Below are 22,199 nucleotides of genomic sequence, written 5' to 3' on the forward strand. Positions count from 1 at the left end.
ATCAAAAGCCCCAGCCCCATTGCCCCGAGCCCTAAGATCAGCGGGTTGTTTTCCAGGTACTGATTGATGTCGTCTTTAACATCGGCCAACAGCAGGACGAGGTACATCGTGTTCACGTAGAGGAGATGAAGAGTGTGAAAGAGAGGCTGGATCGCGCCTCAGCTTCGTTTCTGTCTTAGTAATATAAATCGGCCGCATGTGTCTCCCAGTCAACGCCGCGGATCTGCCCGACCACCGCTGGGTCGATCGGCATCGCGTAATCTTGTTGATACCAGAGAATTACCAGCCCGGAATAGTCGTAACTTTTGTCCTTGGCCGGATCGAGCGAGGTGAACCGCCCGATACACGTGACTGACGGTAGTGCCGACGGCGTGCCAAACGGATAAGGACGGCCATGATCGATGGGCGTCTCCACCGGAGGAATCAGGTACGGTGTGCCATCATACGGCTTGTCTTGATGCTCGGCGACCAACGACTGCAGTCTCTGCTGGTTGCGTTCCGCCGTCGGCAGTCCTTCCAGCAACCCTTCGTACGTCAGGTACTGCTCCAACTGCTTCAGGTAGATTCTTCGGCCTGAAGAGAGATCCAGTTCGCCCGACTTCGTCATTTCGCTTCCTTTGAAAGTGCATCATGTGGGCACCATCTTAGGCCAATTCTCCTTCCCTCGCGAACGCAGGCATAAATCTGGAAAAAACCATCACCGGATACTGTACATGAGTACACTTTCCATGCTATAAATAGATTCTGCCTGGGGACGCTTCCCCAACACGTATCCGCACTCTCGCGATGTTTCTTCGTTTTCACCTTTTGGCCTGTTTCCGCCAACGCGCGCCTGGCAACTGTTTTCTTCGAGTACGAACCATGTCCACCAACCCCGCACAGCACGAATCCCCAGGAATACAAGTTCCGACGGTGATCGTGCGCGCTGAGAAGACCTTTCTCTGCACGGCCTGCGGAACGTTGGTGGAAATCCCAGCCGACGTGGTCGGGCAGCTCTCCTATGCGACCAAACACTCCCCGCCGCCCACTGACCCCCCGCAAGACGCGCCTGCTGGTCCTACCTTCAACGTCTTTCCTGTTTTTGTTGTCGATCATGCACCACGACCCCAGCCAAAGGCCTCGCGACCGCCGAGTCCCAAGCGGCCACAAACGCCCCCGCGTAAAACGTTCCAAGGTCGGCTCATCGATGGTCTGACCGTCCCCTCCGGCCGGCAGCTCGATCAAGCGTTCAAGTGGATTTCGTTTCATCTGAAAGTGCTCGACCGACAAGGGACCGAGATCAAGCGGCTTAAGAAGCGGATCCAAACGAACACCCCAGCCAAGGTGCCATGTCCACATCCGCGTGGACATAGCAAGCAAGAGACCGCGCAACAACCACCGCGCCCGCCGCAGTGTGAAGAGGAAACACATGCCCACGAAGAGATGAGCAGGGCCCCCAGTGCGCCTCGCCTGAAAGAACGCGGGCCTCCCTGACCATTGGCAAAAATCTTAAGCCAACCGCAGGTGCCACGCCCAACTCATTTTGGGCGTGAGGGCACCGCCATTGCATGCGCGCATCGCAATGGCAAGTAGCCACGAACCCCGCACAACGTATCTTCCTTACCAGGCCAGAATCCTAACTCCGGGTGCCATGCCCAAATCTGCTTGGGCACGCGAACTACGCAAATGCAAACGCCCTCTCACCCCTACCAGCTCAGCCATGCAGACCAAATCGATTGGGTTCTGAAAAAACACAATCCTGGGGGGAAACACGAGCTATATTGAACCATATCGGATTCCCCCTCCCTTTCCCCCAAAGGCCACACAGACCATGGACCGCTCGTACCCCACTTCGCGACGCACGTTTGTCCAGAACATTGCCATGGCAGCTGGTGCCGTCAGCTTCACTCCTGCTTCGTCTCTGTGGGCCGCCGACGACGAGCCCTCGCGCAATCCCGACGACATCCTGGCCAACCTGGTCGCTGGCAATCGTCGTTTTGCCAGCGGTAAGACCCAAGTTACCCCGCGCACGCCGGCTGATTTTGCCCGCGATGCCAAAGGGCAAGCCCCACCAGCGGTGATCCTTGGTTGCGCCGACTCGCGCGTTCCGCCAGAGATGGTGTTCGATCAACCGATCGGCGGGCTGTTTGTCGTTCGCGTCGCCGGCAACATGGTCGGCTCCGGTCCCATGCTCTTGGGTAGCATCGAATTCGCCGTGGCCGAACTGGGCGCTCGCCTGGTGGTGGTCATGGGTCACAGCTCGTGCGGTGCCTGTCGCGCGGCAATCACGCACATCGACAACAACGACGCGCTACCAGGTGCCATCGAAGGGATGGTCGATAAGATTCGCCCGGTCGTTCGCCAGGTGCAAGGCCAGCCAGGCGACAAGCTGGTGAACGTCACCAAAGCAAACGCCACGCACAACGCCAAGCTGCTCAGCAAAACCGGCTCGATCCTGCCCGGCTTCGTCGAAAGCGGCAAGGTGAAGATGGTCGGTGCCTACTACAACCTCTCGACCGGCGTCGTCGATTTCCTCGACAGCTAAACCACAATACGCAAGCCACCCGCTACCACGCCCAAGTCCGCTTGGGCGTGTTGGCACACGCGAACGCTCTAATTTCCTGCCAAGCTCACTGTGGTGTTTCGCGAATACCAATCAACTGCCGCAGCTGCGGGCCGTACTGTTTTTTGGTTCGCTCCATCCCCTTCCACTGCTCTTCCGAGTACGACAGAGGGGGCACACGCCGCTGCTTGTCATCAATCGCCAGATGCGTTAGTGTCAGCCGATCGATCATCTCGTTCCAGCCGATCGCCAGTTGAAGTCCGATGTTCAAGCGATCGCGGCGGACGGGAACGATCGACAATCCTGCGGGAAATTCATCGACCGCCGGAAATCGCAGCCACGGCTTATCGTTGCACTGCTCGTTCAGGCGAATGTCGTGGATTCGCAGGCCAATGTCCCCTGTTTCGATTTCGCTGATAACGATCTCGCGAACCGTATGAGGTACCGCGCGATCGAAGGTGACAATCTGAATCGAATTGCCCGAAGGGGAGGTCGACTGGTAACGCCAGTTGCCGTTGGCATCTTGCCCCAACACTTGGTTGTCGGTTTTCGCTTGGACAAACGACGTCAGGTCGATCAGCACGTCCGATCGACTCAAACGCTCGGCGGCAGGCTCGATGCTGAATTCATACGAGACCGAATGACCTTTGTTTCGCATCTGAAGATGTGGGGCAGATTGATCAAGCGTCACGATGCGCTGCCCAGCCAAATCGAAATACATCGACTGCCTATCGGCGATCAACAAGACTGGAATCTTTTGCGAATCGGTTGCCACGTATAACTGCGGAGGTGCCCCTCGCTTCCAACGAACCTCTCCCCACAACCGCCCCTGCTCCGGATTGATAACTTCATAGGAAACCGAAAACTGCTCGATCCCCTGCTCCTCCGGAGAAAGCACCGGCACCCCAGCCAACAGCTGAGCCAGCGAAGGCCTGGCCTCGGGCGGTTGTGCTGCGGCATGCGATGCGAAAGCGAAGAGAAGCAGCGCGGTAAGGAGAAGCATCCTTGGCATGACGTTCGATCCTTCCTTCAAAAAACCGGGTGCCACGCCCAAGTCCGCTTACGGACTTACCAGCAACCCAAACTTTAGAAACATGTGCATGGATTGACTCCATTACCCTAATCTACTAGAAGCTCCAATCTCAACTTCCTAGCAGAGCCAGGCTAGCAATCCCATCAAATCGATTTGCTGTTTGAACAATTATCTGGGAAGATACGTAAAAATAGGCATTCCAATGAAACAAGCCGATTTCAAAATAAATCTCACTGAATCATTTGAGCACCTTCCCGATGCTCCAATTGCGGAAGCCATAATTCATTGGAGAGCAAGAGCTGAGAGGAAACTAGTGCCTAATGAGTTTCAAAAGGAACTAAAATCGCGATTGCCGGACTACCCACATCATCAACAGCAGTTTGAAATGGCTGCTGAGATCAATGCTGAGAGTCAGTCGTTCAGCCACCAACAGAATTGGCATGGCTTCCGATTCGAGACGGAAGATAAACGTTACGTAGCTCAGTTTACGCGAAATGGATTTGTATTCAGCCGGCTACAACCATATGAGAATTGGAACACGTTTCGGACGGAAGCAATTCGGCTTTGGGAAATCTATCGTGAATTGACTGAGCCATCAGAAATTCAGCGGCTTGGGGTTCGATTTATCAATGTAATAAAAGATGTCACGCCTACCGAACTGAACGATTTGCTAGCAGCTCCCCCAAGATGTGCGCCAAATTTAAATATTCCTCTTGCAGGATTCATGCACCAAAGTGTTTTCGAAATTCCTGGACATCCGTATAATTTAAACGTAATTCAGACGATTCAACCGGCTCCGCCAACGCAAAAGGGGCCAACAAATTTGATTCTCGATTTAGACGTATCCACTTCACGTTTCATTGCTACAGAGGAAATCAATAAGCGTCTTCAGGACATGCAGTGGATTAAGAATAAAGCCTTCTTCTCTTTTTTAACCAAATCTGCAATCTCAAAATTTAGAGAGTGAGAACTATGCCGCCAGTTCGATATAGCGGTGAAAGCACAGCCGCCCAATATGTTGGGCAAGAGCTTATTGTCCATCATCGATATCTTCAGAAGTCTTCTGCACTGGGGATTGAACGACTTCTTCGTGTGGACTTGCCTGAACTATGGGATGATTGTGGGGAATCAGACTGGGATGGCTTTGGAGCCCATGCTGTCAACGTTGAGACTTACCGCAACGCTGAGCAATTCCTTCGAGCACTTCCTTACGGTGCTCCAGTACCATCAGTTGGCGCGGAACCTGACGGACAGATCACATTTGAATGGTACCAATCTCGTCGCAGAGTTCTTTCGGTAAGCATTAGTGCGGACGGAGAATTGCATTATGCAGCATTACTAGGCCCCAATAGTTCTCGAGGAAAAGAGGCATTTTTTGAGGAAGTTCCAATACCAATCCTCAGATTAATCCACGACGTTTTCGCATGTTAGATCCCTCGAACATTCCTGAGATAGACGATCAGGAGTTGCTCAGGCGCTACGTAGTGTCCCGTAGTCATATTCGACAACAGGATCTGACTGTAAAGCCTGATGCTTTCATGCCTCCTTCCAATCTTGAGATGTCTGTAACTCGCGATGTTAGCCTTAGCGAAGCAGAGGTTTGGGAGATTGGGCGGAGTGTTGCCAATGCGAGAGGCAAGCAACTTAGAGGATCAGCCAATGTCATTGCCAAGACCTACAGAGCCAATGAATTGAACGTCGAAGTTGACGTCATACCAGATAACCCCAATCACGCGATCATTACCGGTTGGCCGTCAGACAAAGCAGATCAAAAAGCGATCGCACTTCAGATCGCGGCCGTCGCAAAGTTCGCTCCTGTTCCTGATTAGTTTTTGCGTTGAATATAGTGCTTCAGCGGGTACGCTAAGCAAGGTAGGCTGGGTCATGACCCCGCTTTATCGAGCGACGGAGAACGATCAAACCACGGACGAGAAGTTAGCCTCCACGTGAGTTCGCTGGGTCTCGACCCAGCATTGACCATCAGCGCGGTTAGGCCCCTTGGGCCGAATGTTTTTGAATGGAAGCAAACGGTAGGGCGGTGAGTTATTTCAGTTCGTTAATCCACTGCTTATCTTCGTCACTCAGCTTCGAAAGCGGAACCTTGATTTCCTCGCCGTTTTCTTTCAGCAGCTTTACTTGGTCACCGATGAGGCCCGAGAAGGTTGCGGTAATCGAAAACTGTCCCGTTTTGTCTTTCCAGACTCGGTTGTACTCGGAGTTTTGACGAGACTTCATTACCACATCGCGATGTTGATTCCGACAGTTGGCTTCCATCGCTCGCAGATGTTTTCCAAACATGAAGAGATCGATCTCTTCTAAAACTATCTTCATGTTCAGAGGGAACGGCTTTACTTTTCGAACCGTCTTTGTGGCACCTATCAGCGTGACGTAACGATATGTTCCATCCAATTCCCAGAGACGTTCGACAAAATACGACAGTGGCAACGCGTCGCCATCAGCGATTTGGGACGTATCCACCTGAGAAATTAGAATAAGCTGAGTATTGTCATCGCCTAAGTTGGCAACCTCAGCAAGATAGCTCTGATTGTCGATCACTTGGAAAACCTTCCCAACCGTGATCATCTGACCAAACTTCGCCTCGGAGAAAGATGCAAAGTAGCGTTCATTAATCAAAGTCTGCAGACGCTCTGCGGCTGCGCCTTTTACAATATCATCAGCAGAACGGCTTTCGTAAGGATTGTAGCCACGTTCTCCCCGTCCACGTCGTGATCGCGTGCCACCCGAATCCTCGTCTAAGCCCAATCCATTTTTCCACAGTTCCGTATTCGACTTACATTCCTTTTCCCAGCAGTAGAAAGACATTTCGAGATAGGTACGCACCTCGGGTTCTATCTTGCGTTTGTCGGCTTCGCGCAGGATTTCGCGAATGAGAACCTTACAAATGACATCGACATCCTTATCAGCAACTTGCTTGATCTCTTCGTTGGTGAGATTGCCGAAATCAAGTTCCGATTTGAAGTCGTCCCCAGGGGCCGCAAGCAGAATAACGCCCAAAAGAAGAATCATTCGTGTCTCTCCGTATCTGGCGTACCGTCGCCCATTTCGGCTGCCGTGCAGACTGACGTCTCGAGTTGTACCAAGCCACATCGATCTAAGAAAATTGATGTATGTTGGTATATCCCAATCCATGCCGAAATTCAACACTTTTCGGGGAACTCATTACCTCCGCCCGAAGGGTATTTAAGAACTTGGCGCTTGCCCCAAAAACAAAAAAACGGCACCCAGTTTCCCAGGTGACGTTTGAATATCAACTTCAGCTAGTCGCGAAGCAAATCAAACTTCCTTCGCGTCGATCCAGCTCATCAGGCGGCGGAGGCGTTTGCCGACTTCTTCTACCTGGTGGGTGCGTTCGCGGCGGCGGATGGCCTTGAAGCGGGCGGCACCGGCTTTGTTTTCCAGGATCCAGTTACGGGCAAACGTGCCGTCTTGGATTTCGTTCAGGACCTTCTTCATCTCGGCCTTGGTTTCAGGCGTGATGATACGTGGGCCGGTCGAGTAGTCACCGAATTCGGCCGTGTTGCTCACGCTGTAACGCATGTAGTTCAGGCCACCTTCGTAGAACAGGTCGACGATCAGCTTCACTTCGTGCATGCACTCGAAGTAAGCCATTTCTTCCTGGTAGCCTGCTTCGACCAGCGTTTCGAAGCCAGCTTTGATCAGTTCGCTGAGGCCACCGCACAGCACGACTTGTTCGCCGAACAGGTCGGTTTCGGTTTCTTCGGCAAAGGTCGTTTCGATCACACCACCACGCGTGGCACCGATACCCTTGGCATAGGCCAGACCGATTTGACGGGTTTCGTCCGAAGCGGTGTCGCCCAAAGCGATCAGACCAGGAACGCCGCCACCCTTTTCGTATTCGCTACGAACGAGGTGACCAGGGCCCTTCGGGGCAACCAGCAGCGTGTCGACACCTTCCGGTGGCACGATCTGCGAGAAGTGAATGTTGAAACCGTGCGAGCACATCAGGACGTTGCCTGGCGACAGGTTCGGCTGAACGCAGCTCTTGTAGACATCGCCTTGAACTTCGTCCGGCAGCAGCATGTTGATGATGTCGGCCTTCTTGGTCGCTTCGGCGGCGCTCATCGGCTCGAAGCCGTGCTTCTTGGCCAGGTCGTAGTTCGGGCTGCCAGGACGCTGGCCGATGATGACGGTGCAGCCGCTGTCGCGCAGGTTCTGAGCTTGGGCGTGACCCTGGGAACCATAACCCAGGATAGCAATGGTCTTGCCCTTCAAAACGGACAGGTCGGCATCGTTGTCGTAATAGATTTTGGCGGTCATAGAATTTTGTTACTGGTTTCTAAAACTGATGGGTTAATGGACGGTGGATGTGTTGTCCCCTCGCCCCTGAGGGGACCTAATTATTCGGCGAAGCTACGCTTCGACCGCGTGCGGATCGTTGACTTGTTCTTCCAACGACATTCCGCTGCGAACCATGGCGATTCGTCCCGTCCTCACCAGCTCGCGGATTCCGTAGGGTCGCATCAGGTCGATGAATGCGACGATTTTGTTTTCGGTGCCAGAGATCTCGATGATGATTTCCGTGCGACCAACGTCGACGATACGGCCGCGGAAAATGTCGACCAGTTCGTTGATTTCGGTTCGAGATCCGCCTGGTTCGGCGGCAACTTTAATCAGCATCAGATCGCGTTCGACGAAGTCCGACGAGCTGACGTCCAGCACGCGTACAACGGTGACGATCTTTTCCAGCTGCTTGCGTACTTGCTCTAGGACATGATCATCTCCGACTACGACAAAGGTCATTCGCGAAAGATGTGGATCCTCGGTTTCCCCCACTGCGAGCGAATCGATGTTGTATCCGCGTGAGGCGAGCATCCCGGAAATGTGGGCGAGTACCCCGGGCACATTCTGTACCACCGCCGAGAGCACGTGACGCATTGTTTTCTCCCAGAACCGTAAATTGAAACCCGCATGATAGTTTGCCCCCCTTGCACCGACAAGAGGCGGTGCTATGCCGCCAATTAGCGAAGCCAGGAGAGCCATTAGCCCCACCCTAACGCGGGCAGAAGTGTTAATAACAGATGGAGCCGACCGATCTTGTTAAGACACGGGGAGTTATGACAAGTTCAGGCCCCTCGCTTGAGGTTTTCAAAACAGGGCCAAGCGGGTGCCACGGGCCCGTCCTCGTGGGCATGCAAATGGGTGGATATTGTGGAAAGAGGAGTCGCCCATGTGCCACTGGGCCACAATAAGAACGAACCACCGATCGGAATGACGCCTCGGATTGATCTCGCTGGGTCGCGACCCAGCTTACGATGCTGTGCTAACCAACCGGCAAAGATAATGCCGCTCTAGATGGATGAATATGTGAATGACAACATTCCTTGGTTATCTTCGTTGATGCTGACGACAGCATAAGGTACAAGGCGAAAATACTTCCAAACTTTCATATCCGGAACCTCAAGCGTATCATGCCAGTTGATGAACTCGTCAGGCGGACCAAGTTCACGTTCGATATCTGAAGAGCTGTTTATGGGGGCCAGCAGATGACTCAGTTCTGCCCTTTGCTCGTCGGATAGTTCCAGCGGCGTCCAAAAGTATCTTACCTCGGAACCGCACATGGGGCAGAAGCGGATCATGAACGTCCGATCTCCCCCGTCGATCTTGTACATTCGATGTGCGTAATCGTAGACAAGAGGTGATCGTCGAGCTCGGACAAGTCGCTCAATCCCTCCGCAATAGCACCGGCAAGTTGGCCGTTCCTTGGAACGCTTCAAACCAAACATGATACTCTCCAGCCAGGCAATCTACGGGCGAAGAAGAATGGAATAGGGTTCCCAAAGGGGGCGACACATTCATTGGCTCGATTGTACCGCCGGGGAACGCATTCCGCGATTTTTTCGTTCCGATGCGAGCAACGCGGCGGTAATATAGACGTATCCCTCCTCCTCCTCCCCACCCAAGGATTCTCGCATGTTCCAACCCAACCGTATCGCGCTTGCTACGGCGCTGCTTGTGATTTGTGTTTCCTTTCCGGCTGTGCCTGCTTGGGCGAAGACGATTGGTGTGCCTGATGATCATGCGACGATCCAGGCAGCCATCGATGCCGCCGAGCCTGGCGATGTTGTTTTGGTAAAAGCCGGAACGTACTCCGAACGACTCAAGCTGAAAGCCGACGTGACGCTGCGAAGCGCTGGAGATCAAGCCGCCGGCGAGCATGGCCTGCTGCGAGCCACGGAAACGATCCTGGATGGAAAGGATGTGCCTGGGCACGGCAGCGCGGTGACGATGGCCGAAGGATCGGTGCTCGACGGTTTCACCGTTCACAACTTCGGTCACTACGACGAGGCCGAGTGGACGAAGCACCACAAGACGCAAGGCAACCTACAGTCGCACGAGCACATCGGCGAGAGCCCTGCCCCCGGCATTCAAATCCCGGATGTGACCTGCGTGGTGCAAAACAACATCGTGCATCACATCGGCGACACAGGCATCGGCCTGCTGGGCAGCTCCGGCAGTACGGCTACGCCGCACGTTTATAAGAACGTCGTCTACCGCAACATGGGTGGCGGTATCGGGGCGATGCGGCAGTCGCGCGGGATCATCGAAGCGAATACCTGCTTCGAGAATTTTTACGCAGGCATCGGGCACAATCATGCCAGCCCGATCGTGATCAACAACATCTGTTACGAAAACATTCGCGCCGGCATCGGCATTAGCGAAGGCTCGTGTCCCACGGTGCGCGGGAACAAGTGCTACAAGAACCGCCGGGCAGGGATCGGCGTGCGAACCGGTTCCGCGACTCGTCCGATCGTCGAAGCGAACGAGTGTTACGAAAACGACATGGCGGGCATCGGCACCGAAGAGGAAGCCGCGTCGATCATCCGCCAGAACGACTGTTACCGCAATAAGATGGCAGGCATCGGTATTCGTCACGCGGAAGCGACCATCGTCGGCAATAACTGCTACGAGAACGGGGCCGCAGGCATCGGGCTCGATAACGCCAAGGGGGTCGTGATGGAAAACCACTGCCACCACAACCAGACCGCCGGTATCGGCCTGGCCGAGAGCGAAGAAGGTCAGGCAATCCTGGCGAAGAACAAGGTTGTCGACAACAAGCAGGTTGCCATCGGCATTCACGGCGGCTGGCAGGTCGAGGTGATCGAGAACGAAATCGCACGCACGGGCGGCATGCCACCCCTGATGATGATCTTCGCCGGTTCGACCGCCGACCTAAGTGGCAACACATTCACCGGTGGCGGAGTCGCTGCGATCCGCATCGCTGGCGAGGCCCGCGTCGAAAATAATAAGCTCGTCGCGACCGAACTTCGCAAAGGTGGCCCGCCCAGCTTCGGCATCTGGGCGCTGCCAGACGCCAGCGTTCAGGCCTACGGCAACACCTTCGAGAACTGGCGTCACGCGATTTCTGCCAGCGGAGCGAATGTTGCGGCGGTGAACAACCAAGTGAAAACGTTCCACCAAACGGCCTTCGTGATCGAAGACCCCAAAAGCACGCCCACAGTGATGGGCAACCAGGTAACGACAGGCGATGCCAACGCCAAGGTCGTGCTGGTGAAAGGGAAAGAAGCGAGTCGGATTGTTGAACGCGGCAATGAGGTGGTGAAGCAGGCGGAGTAGCCGGTTTCATTCGTATCGGCAGTTACTTCGGCGGCATAGGCCGCGGGGCCGTTTCCGCTATTTTGGCAATCAGATCATCGGCCACAACTGGCTGACCGTCGCGAACCTCTACGGTAATGGGCTGCACGGCGTGAAGCGTTGCCGTGACGACGTACTTGCCTGGGGGTACCTCGGCGATGTACTTCCCATGGACGATAAACGCATCCCACCGAGCGTCGGGAAATTGCAGCAGCGGCAGCTGTTTCTGCTCGCCCTTTAGTGGCCCAGTCAGCACACTGGTTGGCGGTACGCCTTGCGGGAAGTCGTCCGGAATTCGCACGAACCTGGCCATCCCACCATTCACTTCCTTTCCATCAGTATCGATCACTTTGCCCTTAACGTCGGTCGCAGGCCGGAGAGTCAGCACCAGATCTTCAATCGGGCTGTGGCGAACAATTTGATAGACGACATTCGACGAACCGTCGCGGAATGCCTGGATACTCAAACATCGCTCGGGACGCACCAAGGCTTCGAAGCGGCCTTCGGCATCGGTTTGAACGGCCAGACCTATGCCGTTGTGTTCCCAGCTCTCTTCTGGGGCGGCATACCCGCGGCCCTGAATACGAAGCGCAACCCCTTTCGCAGGCGTGCCATCGGCGAAGATGACCTTGCCCGAAACGGGAACGCGCTTTTCAAAGACGTAGGTAATGGGCTGCGTGCGAGTCGCCAGATCTGACATATCTTGAGCGTGGCTGAAATAACCCAGCTTGCTGCAGTACAAAGTCGTGCCTTCTTCGATTTTCAGAGGAACGAAAATGGTTGCTTCGCCATCGTCGTTGGTCAACAGACGTCCATAGAACGACAAGCAGGAGCTTCCTTTCCCCGGAAGTCGTGGGGCGAAACGAACCATCGCATCCGGAACCACATTGCTGCGCCGATCGACTGCGCGGATTGTCAACGGATGAACCTTGGCCAACCTCATCACGATCCGGCCTTGCTCGTCTTGCTCGATGGGGAAAGTTGGTCGGCGAAACTTACCGCCGTAGTGGATATAGTCGACGCCTCGCTCTCTACCATCGGCGAACAGATGATTGATGCGTATTTCCGGTGGTGCCAATAGTTGGGCCAGGCCCTCTGGATTGGTTCTCGTGAGTTCCAGCACGTTACCCCCAACGCTGAGAAACACGACCGCATCCCCAACCGCCTGGCCAGCATGGTCGATCACGCGAACATCGAATTTGCGCGCCTCTTTGAGTTCAACACGAAGGTCTTTCAGAAGGGTGAAGTCGGTCACGCTTTTCCCTAGCTGTAGAAATCCGCGGCGTCCGTCGGCGGTTCTTGCGATGACTTGGGGATACAAGATTCGCGGCTGATCATTGAAAATAGTGCTGATTGCCACGTTTAGTTTGAATCGTCCATTGGCATCGGTCTTCGCTTCATCCTGCCAGACGTCCATCATGTGCCAGACCTGGACCCCTGCAACCGGCTTACCGCTTTCGTCGACGACCGTTCCGGTTACCGTTTCCCGGATCCAGTCTTCCGGGATCGGAATATCGGGACGAAAGATTTCGTCGGCCCAGGCAGGCAATAGCCCCTGGACGAAGAGATAAACCAACAAGACGTTTCGCACGAGGGTGAGTCGTGTCATCGGTATCCCTTTACTCCATCACGCGTTGATCGCGATCTTTCAGAGAATGGTACCGCTACTGAAGCGGCTGTTTCGCTTCCTTCATGAAGTTGCCCATCATCTGTACGATCGTCGGATGGTCCTTGGCGATGTCGGTCGTTTCGCCGATGTCGTTCTTCAGGTTGTATAGTTCGATCGGCTTGCCAGGTGCCTGGCGAACGGCCTTGAACTCTCCCTGGCGGGCCGCTTCCATCTTGGCGAACGACGAGTACGAGATGCGCTGCTTTGGGTCTGGCTTGCGGTTGTCGACCACTACCTTCTGCTGCTTGCCCAATAGGGTCGGCAGGAAGCTGAGGCCGTCGTTCAGGGGTATCTGCTTGGCATGGGTTAAGTCGGCGTAGGTGGCCATCACGTCGTAGGCGTTGAAGGTCACGCCAGACTCGGTGCCGGCAGGTATCTGGCCAGGCCAGACGGCGATGAACGGCACGCGGATGCCTCCTTCGTAGACCGTTCGCTTGTATCCACGCAGCGGGCCATTGCTATCGAAGAAATCAACCTTGTGTCCCCCTTCCTGATGCGGGCCATTATCCGAGGTGAAGATCAGCAGCGTGTTGTCTTCAATCTTCAGCTCCTTCAACAAATCGCGCAGCTTGCCGACGTCGCTATCCATGTGCGTAACCATCGCGGCGAAACCCTTTTCGGGTGCCGGCCAATCTTTGTCGGCATACTGGCCGTAGCTGGGAACTTCGCTACCGTTGCCAGTGACACGGCCCCCTTCGTTGTTGGCGTGGGGAATGGTCCAGTGGATGTGCAGCAGGAACGGCTTGTCGGCGTTGCGGCGGACGAAGTCGAATGCCTGGTTGGTCATTACATCGTGCGAGTAGGTTTTTCGGGCATCGAGTTTCGCGACGCGTCCGCGGGCATCCTTCTCTTCCATCAGCACGTTGCCTGGCAAGGGAAGCTCTTCGACCTTGTCCCCTTCGCAGCGCCAGATGTGGGGCGGGTAATAGTTGTGGGCTTCGCTCTGGTCGAGGTAGCCGCACCAGAAATCGAAGCCGTGATAAACGGGTTCGCCGCCGCTACCAGGGGTACCCATCGCCCATTTGCCGACGCCGCCGGTGGTGTAGCCTTGCTCTTTCATCAGCTCGGCGATGGTGTGATCGGACGGCTTCATGGTGTACGGTTTGTTGTCGTTGATCGGCTGATGCCCTAGGTGCCGACCGGTCCACAGCACCAGCCGCGAAGGACGACAGACGGTACAGCCAGCGTAGAAGCTAGTCAGCTTGATCCCATCGCTGGCCATCTGATCGAGCTTAGGCGTGGCAATCTTCTGCTGCCCGAAACAGCCGAGATCGCCGTAACCAAGGTCGTCGACGTAAATGAAGATCACATTCGGCTTGGCATCATCCGCCGCACGAGCGAAAGACGGAACGAGCAGCAACAAACCAGCCAAAAGCAAAACCAGACGACGCATGAAAGTAACCTTGCCTGCACGAGAGGAACGATTCGAGGTGGCAGTTTAGTATCGTCTGGTGGGGTGGCGGGGTCAAATTTCTACTGATCGGCCACCTTCGGTTCGAGACCCAACAGGCCGGTGAATTCCAACAGCAGACGCTGTGGCGTACTCATTTCGGCGCGCTGCTTAAGGACCGATCGTGCGAGCTCTGGCTTGTCGGTCAGGATGCCGTCGACACCGCGGCTGATCATCGTACTCATGGTCGCTGCGTCGTTGACGGTCCACACGTAGACCTGCTTGCCGTTGGCGTGAGCCTGATCGATTAGCAAGGCGTCGGCAAAACTGGCATTGACGGCCAGGAAGTCGCCGTCGAGTTTTTTCAAGTTGCCGGCCGCGACCGACATCAATAGGCCCACTTTCCACTCGGGGCGAATGGCTTTCATCTTTTGAACGCCTTCTCGCTTGAGCGACATGGCCATGACCTGGTCGTTCATCCCTTGCTGGTCGACGATATCGGCCACGCGCTGCTCGAGCATTTGATCGTGGCCGTAGTACTTCAGCTCGATGTTGACCCCGACCTTGTCTTTGCACAGGGCCAGCACTTCGGCTAATGTCGGCACGCGCTGATCGGCGAAGTCGGCTGATTTCCAACTGCCGATGTCGATCTCTTTCAGATCGTCGGAGGTGGCATCCCAGATTTTGATGGGGTTCTTGCTGAGTTTCATGAAGTCGCTGTCGTGCATGACGACGACTTGCCCGTCGGCCGTTTCCTGCACGTCGAGTTCGATCCAGTCGGCCCCGTCTTCGATGGCCTGCTGAAACGATGCCAGAGTGTTCTCAGGAGCTTTGCTCGAAGCACCGCGATGGGCCATGATCTGGACGTTGTCTTCGATCTGAATCGATGCCAGCACCGCCACTCCGATGAGGATGGCCACCAGAATGCCAATCACGCTGGCTGCGGCTACGCGTGGGCGCGTGATCTTGGGGCCGGTGTAGTTTTCCGCTTCGCGCTGGAACTGCGCTGCCAGGTCAACCTTGGCTCCTTCGCCAATCGATTGGTAAAGCGTGAACAGCATCGCCGCGAAGCTTGTCGTTCCGATCAGGTTGCTAGCCAGGTTCACCAGTGTTAGTAGCACCATCGATATCCCAATCGCCACGACCAGCCAAGACAGCGAGGTCGTCGACTCTGGCATTAGTTGCTGGCAGCACCACGTTACGATGCCGGAGACGACTGCCGAGACGACCATGATGGCTACGCCCCAGCCAATCAGCCACTGCAGTACGACGCGGCGACGGCCGTGAACGCGGCGGCGGCTTTCTTGAAGTGCTTCATGCGGGCCGAGTTGTTCGAATAGCAACAGCGGCAGAGCGAAGAAATAGCTGGCAACCATCCACAGCAGAACCCCGGCCAGGCCCAGTCCTAACATCATGCCAATGCCCACCGCAATGCGAAAAACCGGTGGGCTCTCTTTCAGGTAGTAGTTGATGTCGTAGTCGGTCAGCAGCAAAGAATAGACGATGCCCGCCACGACGAGAAACGGCACGACGACACCAATGATCAGCACCAGGATCCGCAGAGTCAGACGGACAACGCTTGTGGCATGGGCGGCGGCGAAACGCAGCGCACCGATCGGCGTGACGGTTCGGCCCACTTGCTTCGCGGCAAGGATTCCCAGCAGCGACGTTTGTTCGAGAAAGACAATCCCCAGCCATAACGATCCCACGACGATCAAGCACAACCAGCCTGCTGGGCCCAGAAAGAACAGCGCGATATCGATATCCGAGAGAACGTCGTCACCAAGCGTGGCCAGCAGAAATCGGAACAGGCTACCCAGCAGCGGCGTCAGCACGATGAACGCGAGAATCTTATAGAGCAGATCGGTTGCGACGAGCGTTTTCCAGCATGATGAAAACGCCTGCCATGCGGCGGAAAGCCGTGGGTTCATGAAAGATTCCTTCTGGACTTCAGATCACGCGAACTGTGGATTAGAACACGTGATACGCCTTGGCATCGATAGCTTTCGCCAGGTCGGGGTCGTTGGCTTTGTCGAGCAGGTAATAGTAGCCGTAGGGGTATTTGAAGACGTGCCCGATGCCGACGGTCTTGTCGCCGCGACGCTGCCAGTACTCGGCCTGATTCGGGCGGAGCTTGCTGGGGGCGTGGTCGTTGAATTTGCGGGCATCTTCCCCGGGGCCTTGGCGTGTGACGGTCACGTATTTGCGAAACGCCGTGCGGCATGCTTCGGCCAGTTCTTCATCGCCGTCGGCGGCCAGTTCGACCATGGCCTGGCCGAAAGTAAGCATGTGCCCGGTGAAACCCTGTCCGTGCCCAATGAACCGGTCGATCGCGTCGCTGGCTTCCTGCAGCACGAAACGCGAGGCCGCGGCGGTATCGGAAAAGGAAGGTGGCTGTACGCTTTCGTCAGGGGCTTCGTCGCGCCATGGCTTGAACTTGCGAATCATCTGGCACACACCATCGACTCGCTGCGGGGTGGCTATCTCAGGCATGATCGTGAACGACTTGATCGCCAGCGTGGCGAAGATCACGTTATGCCCCACTTCGCGCAGCGCTTCGCTGCCATCGAGCAGTGCCAGGCGAACCTTTTGAATCGCATCCGGGTCGGGGTCTTCCTCTGGGAAAGCTTCGCACAGCTTCGTCTCGGCCCAGTTCAAGTCGACCAATTGCGAGATCCGCGTCATCGTCGGCTTGTCGAAGCCATTCTCGACGCACATCAGGTGGGCCGAGATCATTGCCGCGCCGCGATGCCCGTCGTTGAAGTAGTTCATCGTATGAGCGCGAGCCAGGGCATTCATTCCCAAGCGTACCAGGTGCCGGTCGTCCAGCGGCGAGTCTTCGGCCGCTTTGAGCCAGTCAGCCCATGCGCTGCCTGCGAGAGTTCCGCCAGCGAGAACCATTTTGGCAAAGTGACGACGATCAAAAGACGGTTTCATAGTCCACAGCCCCAGAGGAGTGAAAGGGGACAAACAGGAAGGCAAGCTCTTCTCATAGGATACCTGAAAAAGGACGAACGTTGAAATCTCTAATGTTGGTTACCTGGTGCTCACCTAAAGACTCTGCGCCGGTCACAACCCACCTTCCGGACGATTAACGGGAGGGGTTCTACCATAACGGAAAAGGGGCAATCTTCTGACCGCTGGCAAGGCAGAATGTCCGGCCAGGGCCCTGATTGATATATCGTTCTTTTACGAAGATTCCACGTGACATCACAAGAGCCATCCTCTATATTGCGGTCTGCCACCCCCCTGCCATTGGATGGGTCAAATGCCTGTCTGCGGTAGCAAGCCCGATCATAGCAAGTGTCGATTTCCTTCCATTGGTACCTCCTACTTTAAGCTCGGAGACCGATTTCATGAGAATCGCGAATTCTACGAACGTGCGGGGTGGTTTCACCCTGGTTGAGCTGCTGGTGGTCATCGCGATCATCGGTGTTTTAATTGCCCTGCTTCTACCGGCCGTCCAACAAGCACGCGAAGCGGCACGCAGGATGAGTTGCTCGAACAACCTTCGCCAGCAAGGTCTCGCGCTGCACAACTACCACGATACCCACAATTCGTTCCCCTTCGGTGGGCGGCACAACATTACCTATGCCGGTACAAGCTGGCGGTTTGCGATCCTTCCGTACCTCGAACAGAAAGCGATCTACGATCTTGATCGTGCTTCGGGGCATCAGCTCAACACGTATGCCGGGGGTGGTAGCAACACCGACATCAACGCCTACCGCGCAGAGACGCGTGTCTTGTTTAACCTGGTGGTGGATGGGTACGTGTGCCCATCGAGTACGATCAATACGCTGTTCGCCGCCAACAACAGTGCATCCCTCATTTCGATCGGTGCCGTTACTCAGGCCCATCACTACGTTGGCATCATGGGTGCCTATCCCGACCCCGCTGGCCGAACCGATACCTTCTATGCGGTTCAATACGGTAGCTACGCAGCGGACAACGGTATCCTGACCATTGGCGAAACCCAAGCGATCCGCGACGTCACCGATGGAACCTCGCAAACGATGATCGTCTCCGAGCAGTCAGGCAACACCGATCCGAACCTGCGGAATCGCCAGCTGGCCAACTATCACACCGGATGGGGCGGTATCTCGACCACCGGAACCGTCTCAGAGTGGCGTGCCGGTTCGGCCAATCAGCATAAGTATGGCAACGGCTTAACGGCCGTGTTTCATTCGCCGAACCCACGTTCGACCGGGGTCGAGGCAGACAAGGAATGGGACTTCAACACGCCGTTGACCTCGTTCCATCCCGGCGGAGTTCAGGTGCTGTTATCGGATGGCTCGGCGCGTTTCCTGCAGGAAACGATTCCACTGACGACCCTGCAGCAGTTGTGTACCCGCAACGATGGTACCGTCATTCAAGGTTTTTAGTGAGGGGCAGAAAGTGACACAAAACAGAGAAGGTGAGGCCCGTCCGATGAATGTGCTCTTGGGAAAACGAATCAACAGCCGACCAGCGCATGCGGCTTTGATGTTTGCGATGTTCGGTCTGCTGTTGACTGGCTGCCAAGGTCGAAGCGCTCGTCCGCCGGCGGATATACAAGGGGTCGTTCGCCTGAATGGCCAGCCACTGGAACAAGCCAGCGTGCACTTCACGTCGCCCCGCACCGGCGAATCGGCCTATGCCAATGTCGAACCTGGCGGAACGTATCGCATTCCCTTCCCAGAAGTCGATATCGGCGAAGTATACGAAGTGGCCGTGAGAAAGCCGGTAGCCGAAGTGGAATACGCCACCGACGCACCCAAGTCTCAGCCGAAGACCACCAGGATACCTGACAAGTATGCCAACCGCCGAACGAGCGGGCTGTCGTTCAAGATCGAATCCGGCGGACCGCAAACGTACGACATCGAGCTGAACGGTTCGTAACGCAGATGGGACGATCAGAAACGAGTGGCCCGAAACTCCCTCTTGGTAGCCACTCGTTTCTGCGCTCTCGCCACACTAGTGTTTTAGTGATGGGATTGTTTGCCACCGACACACAGCACCTTGGTTGGCATGCCGCCTGCTTCGTACTCGCCGTGGAATTCGAGCTTCTCCAGAGAGAGAAGTTGCAGCTTACCGTTGCCGGGATTGGTGATCACGGCCCAGCGTCCGTCGGCGTCGAAGTCGACTTCGTGATGGCCGTAGTGCCCCGATACCTGGCTCGGCCCGACCGGCAGGCGTTTGACCACCGTAGCATCGCTCAGGTCGCGGTCGGCATTGGGATCGAGATCGACCACCACCAGCTGTTCGGCAACATCCCCTTCCTTGCGATCTTGAAAGAGAAACGCGTAGTTCTTGCCGGCCGCGGTGACGACGGTCGTGGGAGTCGTCAGCGAAAGCCCATCCGGCGTATCGATCGGTAGTTTGACCACCGAAGGCTCAGCGGCGGAAGCATCGATCAGGCACAGCGCTGCCGCGGCATGTTTGCCGGTTGTGCACAAGACCCAGCGGCGATGCGTAGCGAACGCACCGGTGCGATTCGGACGATCCGAGTTTTCGTCTTTTCCCAGCGAAAGATGATGCATCTCGACGCCCTGTGGCGACTGCTTCAAGTTCAGATCGGCATCGACGTAATAGACGCCGTCCGAAGGGGCAAAGAAGACGCGTCCCGCGCTCGCTGTCGCCCCATGCAAACCACCAACTGGTAGCTGGAACGAGTAAGCAATCGCGTCATCGCCGGGCTTGCTCAAGTCGCTGACGTCGATACGACCGTTGTTCTCTTCGTCGCGGGCGGCCCAAGTCGCGTAGGCAATCTTTCCGTCGATGGCTGCCAGCGTGATGTGCCCGCCACCGCCACGAAAGAAGTGGCCGTGCTGCTGGTTATCTTGCCGCAGCAGATGCATGGGATCGAGCTGCGTGAAGCCGTTAAGCTTGTCGTTGGCCAGGTAGAACAGCCCTTCGTATTGATACAGATGGGCCGGGTTTCCCTGCGACTTATCGACAACGCTGGCCAGCAAGTGGGGTGGTTCTTTGTAAACGTGGTCGTCGTGATCTCCGTGCGAGTGGCTTCGCACGCCCATGTCGATCGCCGCCCAGCCACTTTGATAGTTGCCGTCGTCATCGTCACGAATCCCGACGACCACCACGCGGCCGATGCGCTCCATCTGGACCAGCTCGTTACGCTGCGCGTCGAGTTGGGGGAACCCTTTAACGGTGTCGTGTCGGGTGAACTGAATTTGCGAGTCAACCTGCGAGAACTCGCCCCATCGCAGCGTCTTTGCCTCGCGGTCTTGCCAGACGATACGCATGACAGGCGTGCCATGGGCGTGGTCTTCGTCCGCTTGAAGCGGCACGATGCCGGCCAGACAGAAGATGGCGATCAGTGAATAAATAAGCCGTGTTTTCTGAATCATCGATTGTTCTCTTACGTGGGTGTAACGTTTGGTTTACAGCGACATCTTCGGGGCAGGCACGTTGAGGTCGATCTCGGTTTGCTCTGCGCTGAATTGAATTTCAAGGGGAGACTTCGTGGGCGAGCGGTACGCTTTGGGCCAATGCATGGAAAACTCGCCGGTCGATTCAATCGTCAGTCGATAGCTGCCTGGCGAAAGGTGGACTCCTTCCAACGTCGCTTCCTGGCGAAGCTGAAAGCTCCCCTGGCGATCGCTTACGGCAAATGCCTGGGGCTGGCCGTCTTGGCCATAGACGGTTACGCGAACTTCGCCCAGCGGCTGGCCTTCCGTATGGATCCGGCCTGGTGTGCCACCGGGTATCGCCGGAGGTGGACCACAACCATTAAGCAGGCAGGCAAGTAGTATTAACGGAATGGGTAGTAGGCGATGCATGGTTGTTGGCTGCTTAGTAAGGCTGCGGAACTTCACCGCCACCGCGAGTGAACAAGGCCCGCCAGGTCGAAAGAGTGATCGTCTCGATCACAAACCGGACACTACCATCGGCCAGCACGATTTGTGTTCCGCCGGGGTGATTGCTGCGGCTGCTGGAAACGATGTACCCATGGTGCGAAGCATCAGGCGTGCGGCTGTTGGGGGTATAGAAACCGTTGATGGTGATGTGATAGCCAGTGGTCCGAATCCACGAGCCGGCCCGCACGCCGGTGTAGCCTGAGGCGGATGCAGCGTCGATGTCTTCGGCGGTCTTCGAGCCAGGTGCCCCGCCGCTGACGCGTTTGACTTGGCGTTGTGGGTCGGTCAGGACGGTAGTCGAAACCTGATCGCGACCGCCGAACAGCGTTTCCGCCATCAAGATAGTGTGGCTGGTGCCGTCGGTAATATCGCGGAACGACGTGTCGCTGTCGCGCCAGAAAAGCCCGTTCGGGTCGCAGGCCTCGCAGTAGTTCAGCCCGTTGCCGCTCCCCACGTTCAGCATGTAGTTGGTCCCCGCCCACGTGTCGCTGCCGTCGTAGTAAAGCGGGTCGCCACTGTCCGACGGGCACATGAACATATCTAGCGGACGATCCTGAATGCCAGCATGCACGGGGTTGAGTGTGACCGACGGACCGCTGCCGAGCATTAGTGGCTGACTGAAATCGATCAGGTCGTGCAGGTTACCTTGTTCGATGAATGGCAAGATCTGAGCCTGGGCCGAGAAGCCGGCACTACTGGAAGCAATGAGCGGGAACTTGCGGTGGGTATCGTGATAGTTATGCATGGCCAGACCCAACTGCTTAAGGTTGTTCTGGCATTGAATTCGACGAGCGGCCTCGCGCGCTTGTTGCACCGCTGGCAATAGTAAAGCAATCAGAATGCCGATGATCGCAATGACCACCAGCAGTTCGACGAGCGTAAACGCGTGTCGCAATCGCATGGAAATTCTTCCCCTTCTCAGACAGGCGAATGCCGTGCGAAACAAAGCACGACCAAATCACACATGCGACTTTATTTGTTTTGCAAATCTGTTGCAAGTGCCTTCTTGAAAGATTTACAGAAGGGGAGATTTCGGGGATCAGGTCTCCAAGCAGAAAGGGGCTCAAGAACGA

Annotated in this window: 20 protein-coding genes; 7 read left to right on the forward strand and 13 right to left on the reverse strand. The window is 55.9% G+C overall.

The window, feature by feature from the left end:
• Positions 1 to 175 precede the first annotated feature (175 nt).
• Entirely contained in the window at positions 176 to 607 is a 432-nt protein-coding gene (locus tag C5Y96_RS11765) for a hypothetical protein (protein WP_105353394.1), read from the reverse strand.
• Positions 608 to 861: 254 nt separating this feature from the next.
• Here C5Y96_RS11765 and C5Y96_RS11770 point away from each other — a divergent pair, with 254 nt between their 5' ends.
• Entirely contained in the window at positions 862 to 1,473 is a 612-nt protein-coding gene (locus C5Y96_RS11770) for a hypothetical protein (protein WP_105353396.1), read from the forward strand.
• A 337-nt stretch (positions 1,474 to 1,810) separates the two neighbouring features.
• A complete protein-coding gene (locus C5Y96_RS11775) occupies positions 1,811 to 2,524 on the forward strand; it encodes a carbonic anhydrase (protein WP_105353398.1) in 714 nt (237 codons plus the stop codon).
• Between the two features lie 85 nt (positions 2,525 to 2,609).
• On the opposite strand, the gene C5Y96_RS11780 is transcribed toward C5Y96_RS11775, so the two are convergent.
• The gene (locus C5Y96_RS11780; RefSeq protein ID WP_146115632.1) at positions 2,610 to 3,554 is read right to left on the reverse strand and encodes a hypothetical protein; all 945 of its coding nucleotides are present in this window, start codon (positions 3,552 to 3,554) and stop codon (positions 2,610 to 2,612) included.
• A gap of 181 nt (positions 3,555 to 3,735) precedes the next feature.
• On the opposite strand from C5Y96_RS11780, the gene C5Y96_RS11785 reads away from it, so the two are divergent.
• Positions 3,736 to 4,542: a TIGR04255 family protein gene (locus tag C5Y96_RS11785; protein WP_158261195.1), complete on the forward strand. Its 807-nt coding sequence runs from the start codon at positions 3,736 to 3,738 to the stop codon at positions 4,540 to 4,542.
• 457 nt (positions 4,543 to 4,999) lie between these two features.
• Entirely contained in the window at positions 5,000 to 5,404 is a 405-nt protein-coding gene (locus C5Y96_RS11795; protein ID WP_105353407.1) for a hypothetical protein, read from the forward strand.
• A gap of 214 nt (positions 5,405 to 5,618) precedes the next feature.
• Here the strand turns inward: C5Y96_RS11795 and C5Y96_RS11800 are convergent, their stop codons facing one another.
• The 4 genes from C5Y96_RS11800 to C5Y96_RS11815 form a co-directional block, all read right to left on the reverse strand.
• Complete coding sequence (locus C5Y96_RS11800) at positions 5,619 to 6,602, reverse strand: SHD1 domain-containing protein (RefSeq protein WP_158261196.1); 984 nt, start codon at positions 6,600 to 6,602, stop codon at positions 5,619 to 5,621.
• 267 nt (positions 6,603 to 6,869) lie between these two features.
• Positions 6,870 to 7,874 (reverse strand): ketol-acid reductoisomerase, encoded by a 1,005-nt coding sequence (ilvC, locus tag C5Y96_RS11805; protein ID WP_105353419.1) that lies wholly within the window; start codon positions 7,872 to 7,874, stop codon positions 6,870 to 6,872.
• Positions 7,875 to 7,967: 93 nt separating this feature from the next.
• Positions 7,968 to 8,492 carry an acetolactate synthase small subunit gene (ilvN, locus tag C5Y96_RS11810; protein WP_105353421.1) on the reverse strand — a complete coding sequence of 175 codons (525 nt, stop codon included), beginning with the start codon at positions 8,490 to 8,492 and terminating at the stop codon, positions 7,968 to 7,970.
• A 413-nt stretch (positions 8,493 to 8,905) separates the two neighbouring features.
• The gene (locus C5Y96_RS11815; RefSeq protein ID WP_105353423.1) at positions 8,906 to 9,226 is read right to left on the reverse strand and encodes a hypothetical protein; all 321 of its coding nucleotides are present in this window, start codon (positions 9,224 to 9,226) and stop codon (positions 8,906 to 8,908) included.
• 301 nt (positions 9,227 to 9,527) lie between these two features.
• On the opposite strand from C5Y96_RS11815, the gene C5Y96_RS11820 reads away from it, so the two are divergent.
• Positions 9,528 to 11,192 (forward strand): right-handed parallel beta-helix repeat-containing protein, encoded by a 1,665-nt coding sequence (locus tag C5Y96_RS11820; RefSeq protein ID WP_105353425.1) that lies wholly within the window; start codon positions 9,528 to 9,530, stop codon positions 11,190 to 11,192.
• A 22-nt stretch (positions 11,193 to 11,214) separates the two neighbouring features.
• On the opposite strand, the gene C5Y96_RS11825 is transcribed toward C5Y96_RS11820, so the two are convergent.
• The 4 genes from C5Y96_RS11825 to C5Y96_RS11840 all read right to left on the reverse strand — a co-directional run bounded on the left by C5Y96_RS11825 (position 11,215) and on the right by C5Y96_RS11840 (position 17,206).
• Complete coding sequence (locus tag C5Y96_RS11825) at positions 11,215 to 12,819, reverse strand: carboxypeptidase-like regulatory domain-containing protein (RefSeq protein ID WP_105353427.1); 1,605 nt, start codon at positions 12,817 to 12,819, stop codon at positions 11,215 to 11,217.
• 55 nt (positions 12,820 to 12,874) lie between these two features.
• Positions 12,875 to 14,272 carry an arylsulfatase gene (locus C5Y96_RS11830; protein WP_105353429.1) on the reverse strand — a complete coding sequence of 466 codons (1,398 nt, stop codon included), beginning with the start codon at positions 14,270 to 14,272 and terminating at the stop codon, positions 12,875 to 12,877.
• 80 nt (positions 14,273 to 14,352) lie between these two features.
• On the reverse strand, positions 14,353 to 16,200 hold the full coding sequence (locus C5Y96_RS11835; RefSeq protein ID WP_105353431.1) for a glycerophosphodiester phosphodiesterase: 1,848 nt from the start codon (positions 16,198 to 16,200) through the stop codon (positions 14,353 to 14,355).
• Between the two features lie 40 nt (positions 16,201 to 16,240).
• The gene (locus C5Y96_RS11840) at positions 16,241 to 17,206 is read right to left on the reverse strand and encodes a hypothetical protein (RefSeq protein ID WP_105353433.1); all 966 of its coding nucleotides are present in this window, start codon (positions 17,204 to 17,206) and stop codon (positions 16,241 to 16,243) included.
• 419 nt (positions 17,207 to 17,625) lie between these two features.
• On the opposite strand from C5Y96_RS11840, the gene C5Y96_RS11845 reads away from it, so the two are divergent.
• The gene (locus tag C5Y96_RS11845) at positions 17,626 to 18,651 is read left to right on the forward strand and encodes a DUF1559 domain-containing protein (RefSeq protein WP_105353435.1); all 1,026 of its coding nucleotides are present in this window, start codon (positions 17,626 to 17,628) and stop codon (positions 18,649 to 18,651) included.
• Positions 18,652 to 18,697: 46 nt separating this feature from the next.
• Positions 18,698 to 19,147, forward strand: coding sequence for a carboxypeptidase-like regulatory domain-containing protein (locus C5Y96_RS11850; protein WP_105353437.1), 450 nt, complete (start codon positions 18,698 to 18,700; stop codon positions 19,145 to 19,147).
• An 83-nt stretch (positions 19,148 to 19,230) separates the two neighbouring features.
• Here the strand turns inward: C5Y96_RS11850 and C5Y96_RS11855 are convergent, their stop codons facing one another.
• The 3 genes from C5Y96_RS11855 to C5Y96_RS11865 are packed head-to-tail and all read right to left on the reverse strand — an operon-like array spanning position 19,231 to position 22,027.
• Positions 19,231 to 20,616 (reverse strand): hypothetical protein, encoded by a 1,386-nt coding sequence (locus C5Y96_RS11855; RefSeq protein WP_105353439.1) that lies wholly within the window; start codon positions 20,614 to 20,616, stop codon positions 19,231 to 19,233.
• A 33-nt stretch (positions 20,617 to 20,649) separates the two neighbouring features.
• On the reverse strand, positions 20,650 to 21,048 hold the full coding sequence (locus C5Y96_RS11860; protein WP_105353441.1) for a carboxypeptidase-like regulatory domain-containing protein: 399 nt from the start codon (positions 21,046 to 21,048) through the stop codon (positions 20,650 to 20,652).
• Positions 21,049 to 21,061: 13 nt separating this feature from the next.
• A complete protein-coding gene (locus tag C5Y96_RS11865; RefSeq protein ID WP_105353443.1) occupies positions 21,062 to 22,027 on the reverse strand; it encodes a DUF1559 domain-containing protein in 966 nt (321 codons plus the stop codon).
• Between the last annotated feature and the right edge of the window lie 172 nt (positions 22,028 to 22,199).

The organism is Blastopirellula marina (assembly GCF_002967715.1).
Lineage (GTDB): Bacteria > Planctomycetota > Planctomycetia > Pirellulales > Pirellulaceae > Bremerella > Bremerella marina_B.

Bases quoted from the DNA above. Each gene is read 5' to 3' on its own strand.
- C5Y96_RS11765 (WP_105353394.1), bottom strand. From the start codon at position 607: ATGACGAAGTCGGGCGAACTGGATCTCTCTTCAGGCCGAAGAATCTAC.
- C5Y96_RS11770 (WP_105353396.1), top strand. From the start codon at position 862: ATGTCCACCAACCCCGCACAGCACGAATCCCCAGGAATACAAGTTCCG.
- C5Y96_RS11775 (WP_105353398.1), top strand. From the start codon at position 1,811: ATGGACCGCTCGTACCCCACTTCGCGACGCACGTTTGTCCAGAACATT.
- C5Y96_RS11780 (WP_146115632.1), bottom strand. From the start codon at position 3,554: ATGCCAAGGATGCTTCTCCTTACCGCGCTGCTTCTCTTCGCTTTCGCA.
- C5Y96_RS11795 (WP_105353407.1), top strand. From the start codon at position 5,000: ATGTTAGATCCCTCGAACATTCCTGAGATAGACGATCAGGAGTTGCTC.
- C5Y96_RS11800 (WP_158261196.1), bottom strand. From the start codon at position 6,602: ATGATTCTTCTTTTGGGCGTTATTCTGCTTGCGGCCCCTGGGGACGAC.
- ilvC (WP_105353419.1), bottom strand. From the start codon at position 7,874: ATGACCGCCAAAATCTATTACGACAACGATGCCGACCTGTCCGTTTTG.
- ilvN (WP_105353421.1), bottom strand. From the start codon at position 8,492: ATGCGTCACGTGCTCTCGGCGGTGGTACAGAATGTGCCCGGGGTACTC.
- C5Y96_RS11815 (WP_105353423.1), bottom strand. From the start codon at position 9,226: ATGTACAAGATCGACGGGGGAGATCGGACGTTCATGATCCGCTTCTGC.
- C5Y96_RS11820 (WP_105353425.1), top strand. From the start codon at position 9,528: ATGTTCCAACCCAACCGTATCGCGCTTGCTACGGCGCTGCTTGTGATT.
- C5Y96_RS11825 (WP_105353427.1), bottom strand. From the start codon at position 12,819: ATGACACGACTCACCCTCGTGCGAAACGTCTTGTTGGTTTATCTCTTC.
- C5Y96_RS11830 (WP_105353429.1), bottom strand. From the start codon at position 14,272: ATGCGTCGTCTGGTTTTGCTTTTGGCTGGTTTGTTGCTGCTCGTTCCG.
- C5Y96_RS11835 (WP_105353431.1), bottom strand. From the start codon at position 16,200: ATGAACCCACGGCTTTCCGCCGCATGGCAGGCGTTTTCATCATGCTGG.
- C5Y96_RS11840 (WP_105353433.1), bottom strand. From the start codon at position 17,206: ATGAAACCGTCTTTTGATCGTCGTCACTTTGCCAAAATGGTTCTCGCT.
- C5Y96_RS11845 (WP_105353435.1), top strand. From the start codon at position 17,626: ATGAGAATCGCGAATTCTACGAACGTGCGGGGTGGTTTCACCCTGGTT.
- C5Y96_RS11850 (WP_105353437.1), top strand. From the start codon at position 18,698: ATGAATGTGCTCTTGGGAAAACGAATCAACAGCCGACCAGCGCATGCG.
- C5Y96_RS11855 (WP_105353439.1), bottom strand. From the start codon at position 20,616: ATGATTCAGAAAACACGGCTTATTTATTCACTGATCGCCATCTTCTGT.
- C5Y96_RS11860 (WP_105353441.1), bottom strand. From the start codon at position 21,048: ATGCATCGCCTACTACCCATTCCGTTAATACTACTTGCCTGCCTGCTT.
- C5Y96_RS11865 (WP_105353443.1), bottom strand. From the start codon at position 22,027: ATGCGATTGCGACACGCGTTTACGCTCGTCGAACTGCTGGTGGTCATT.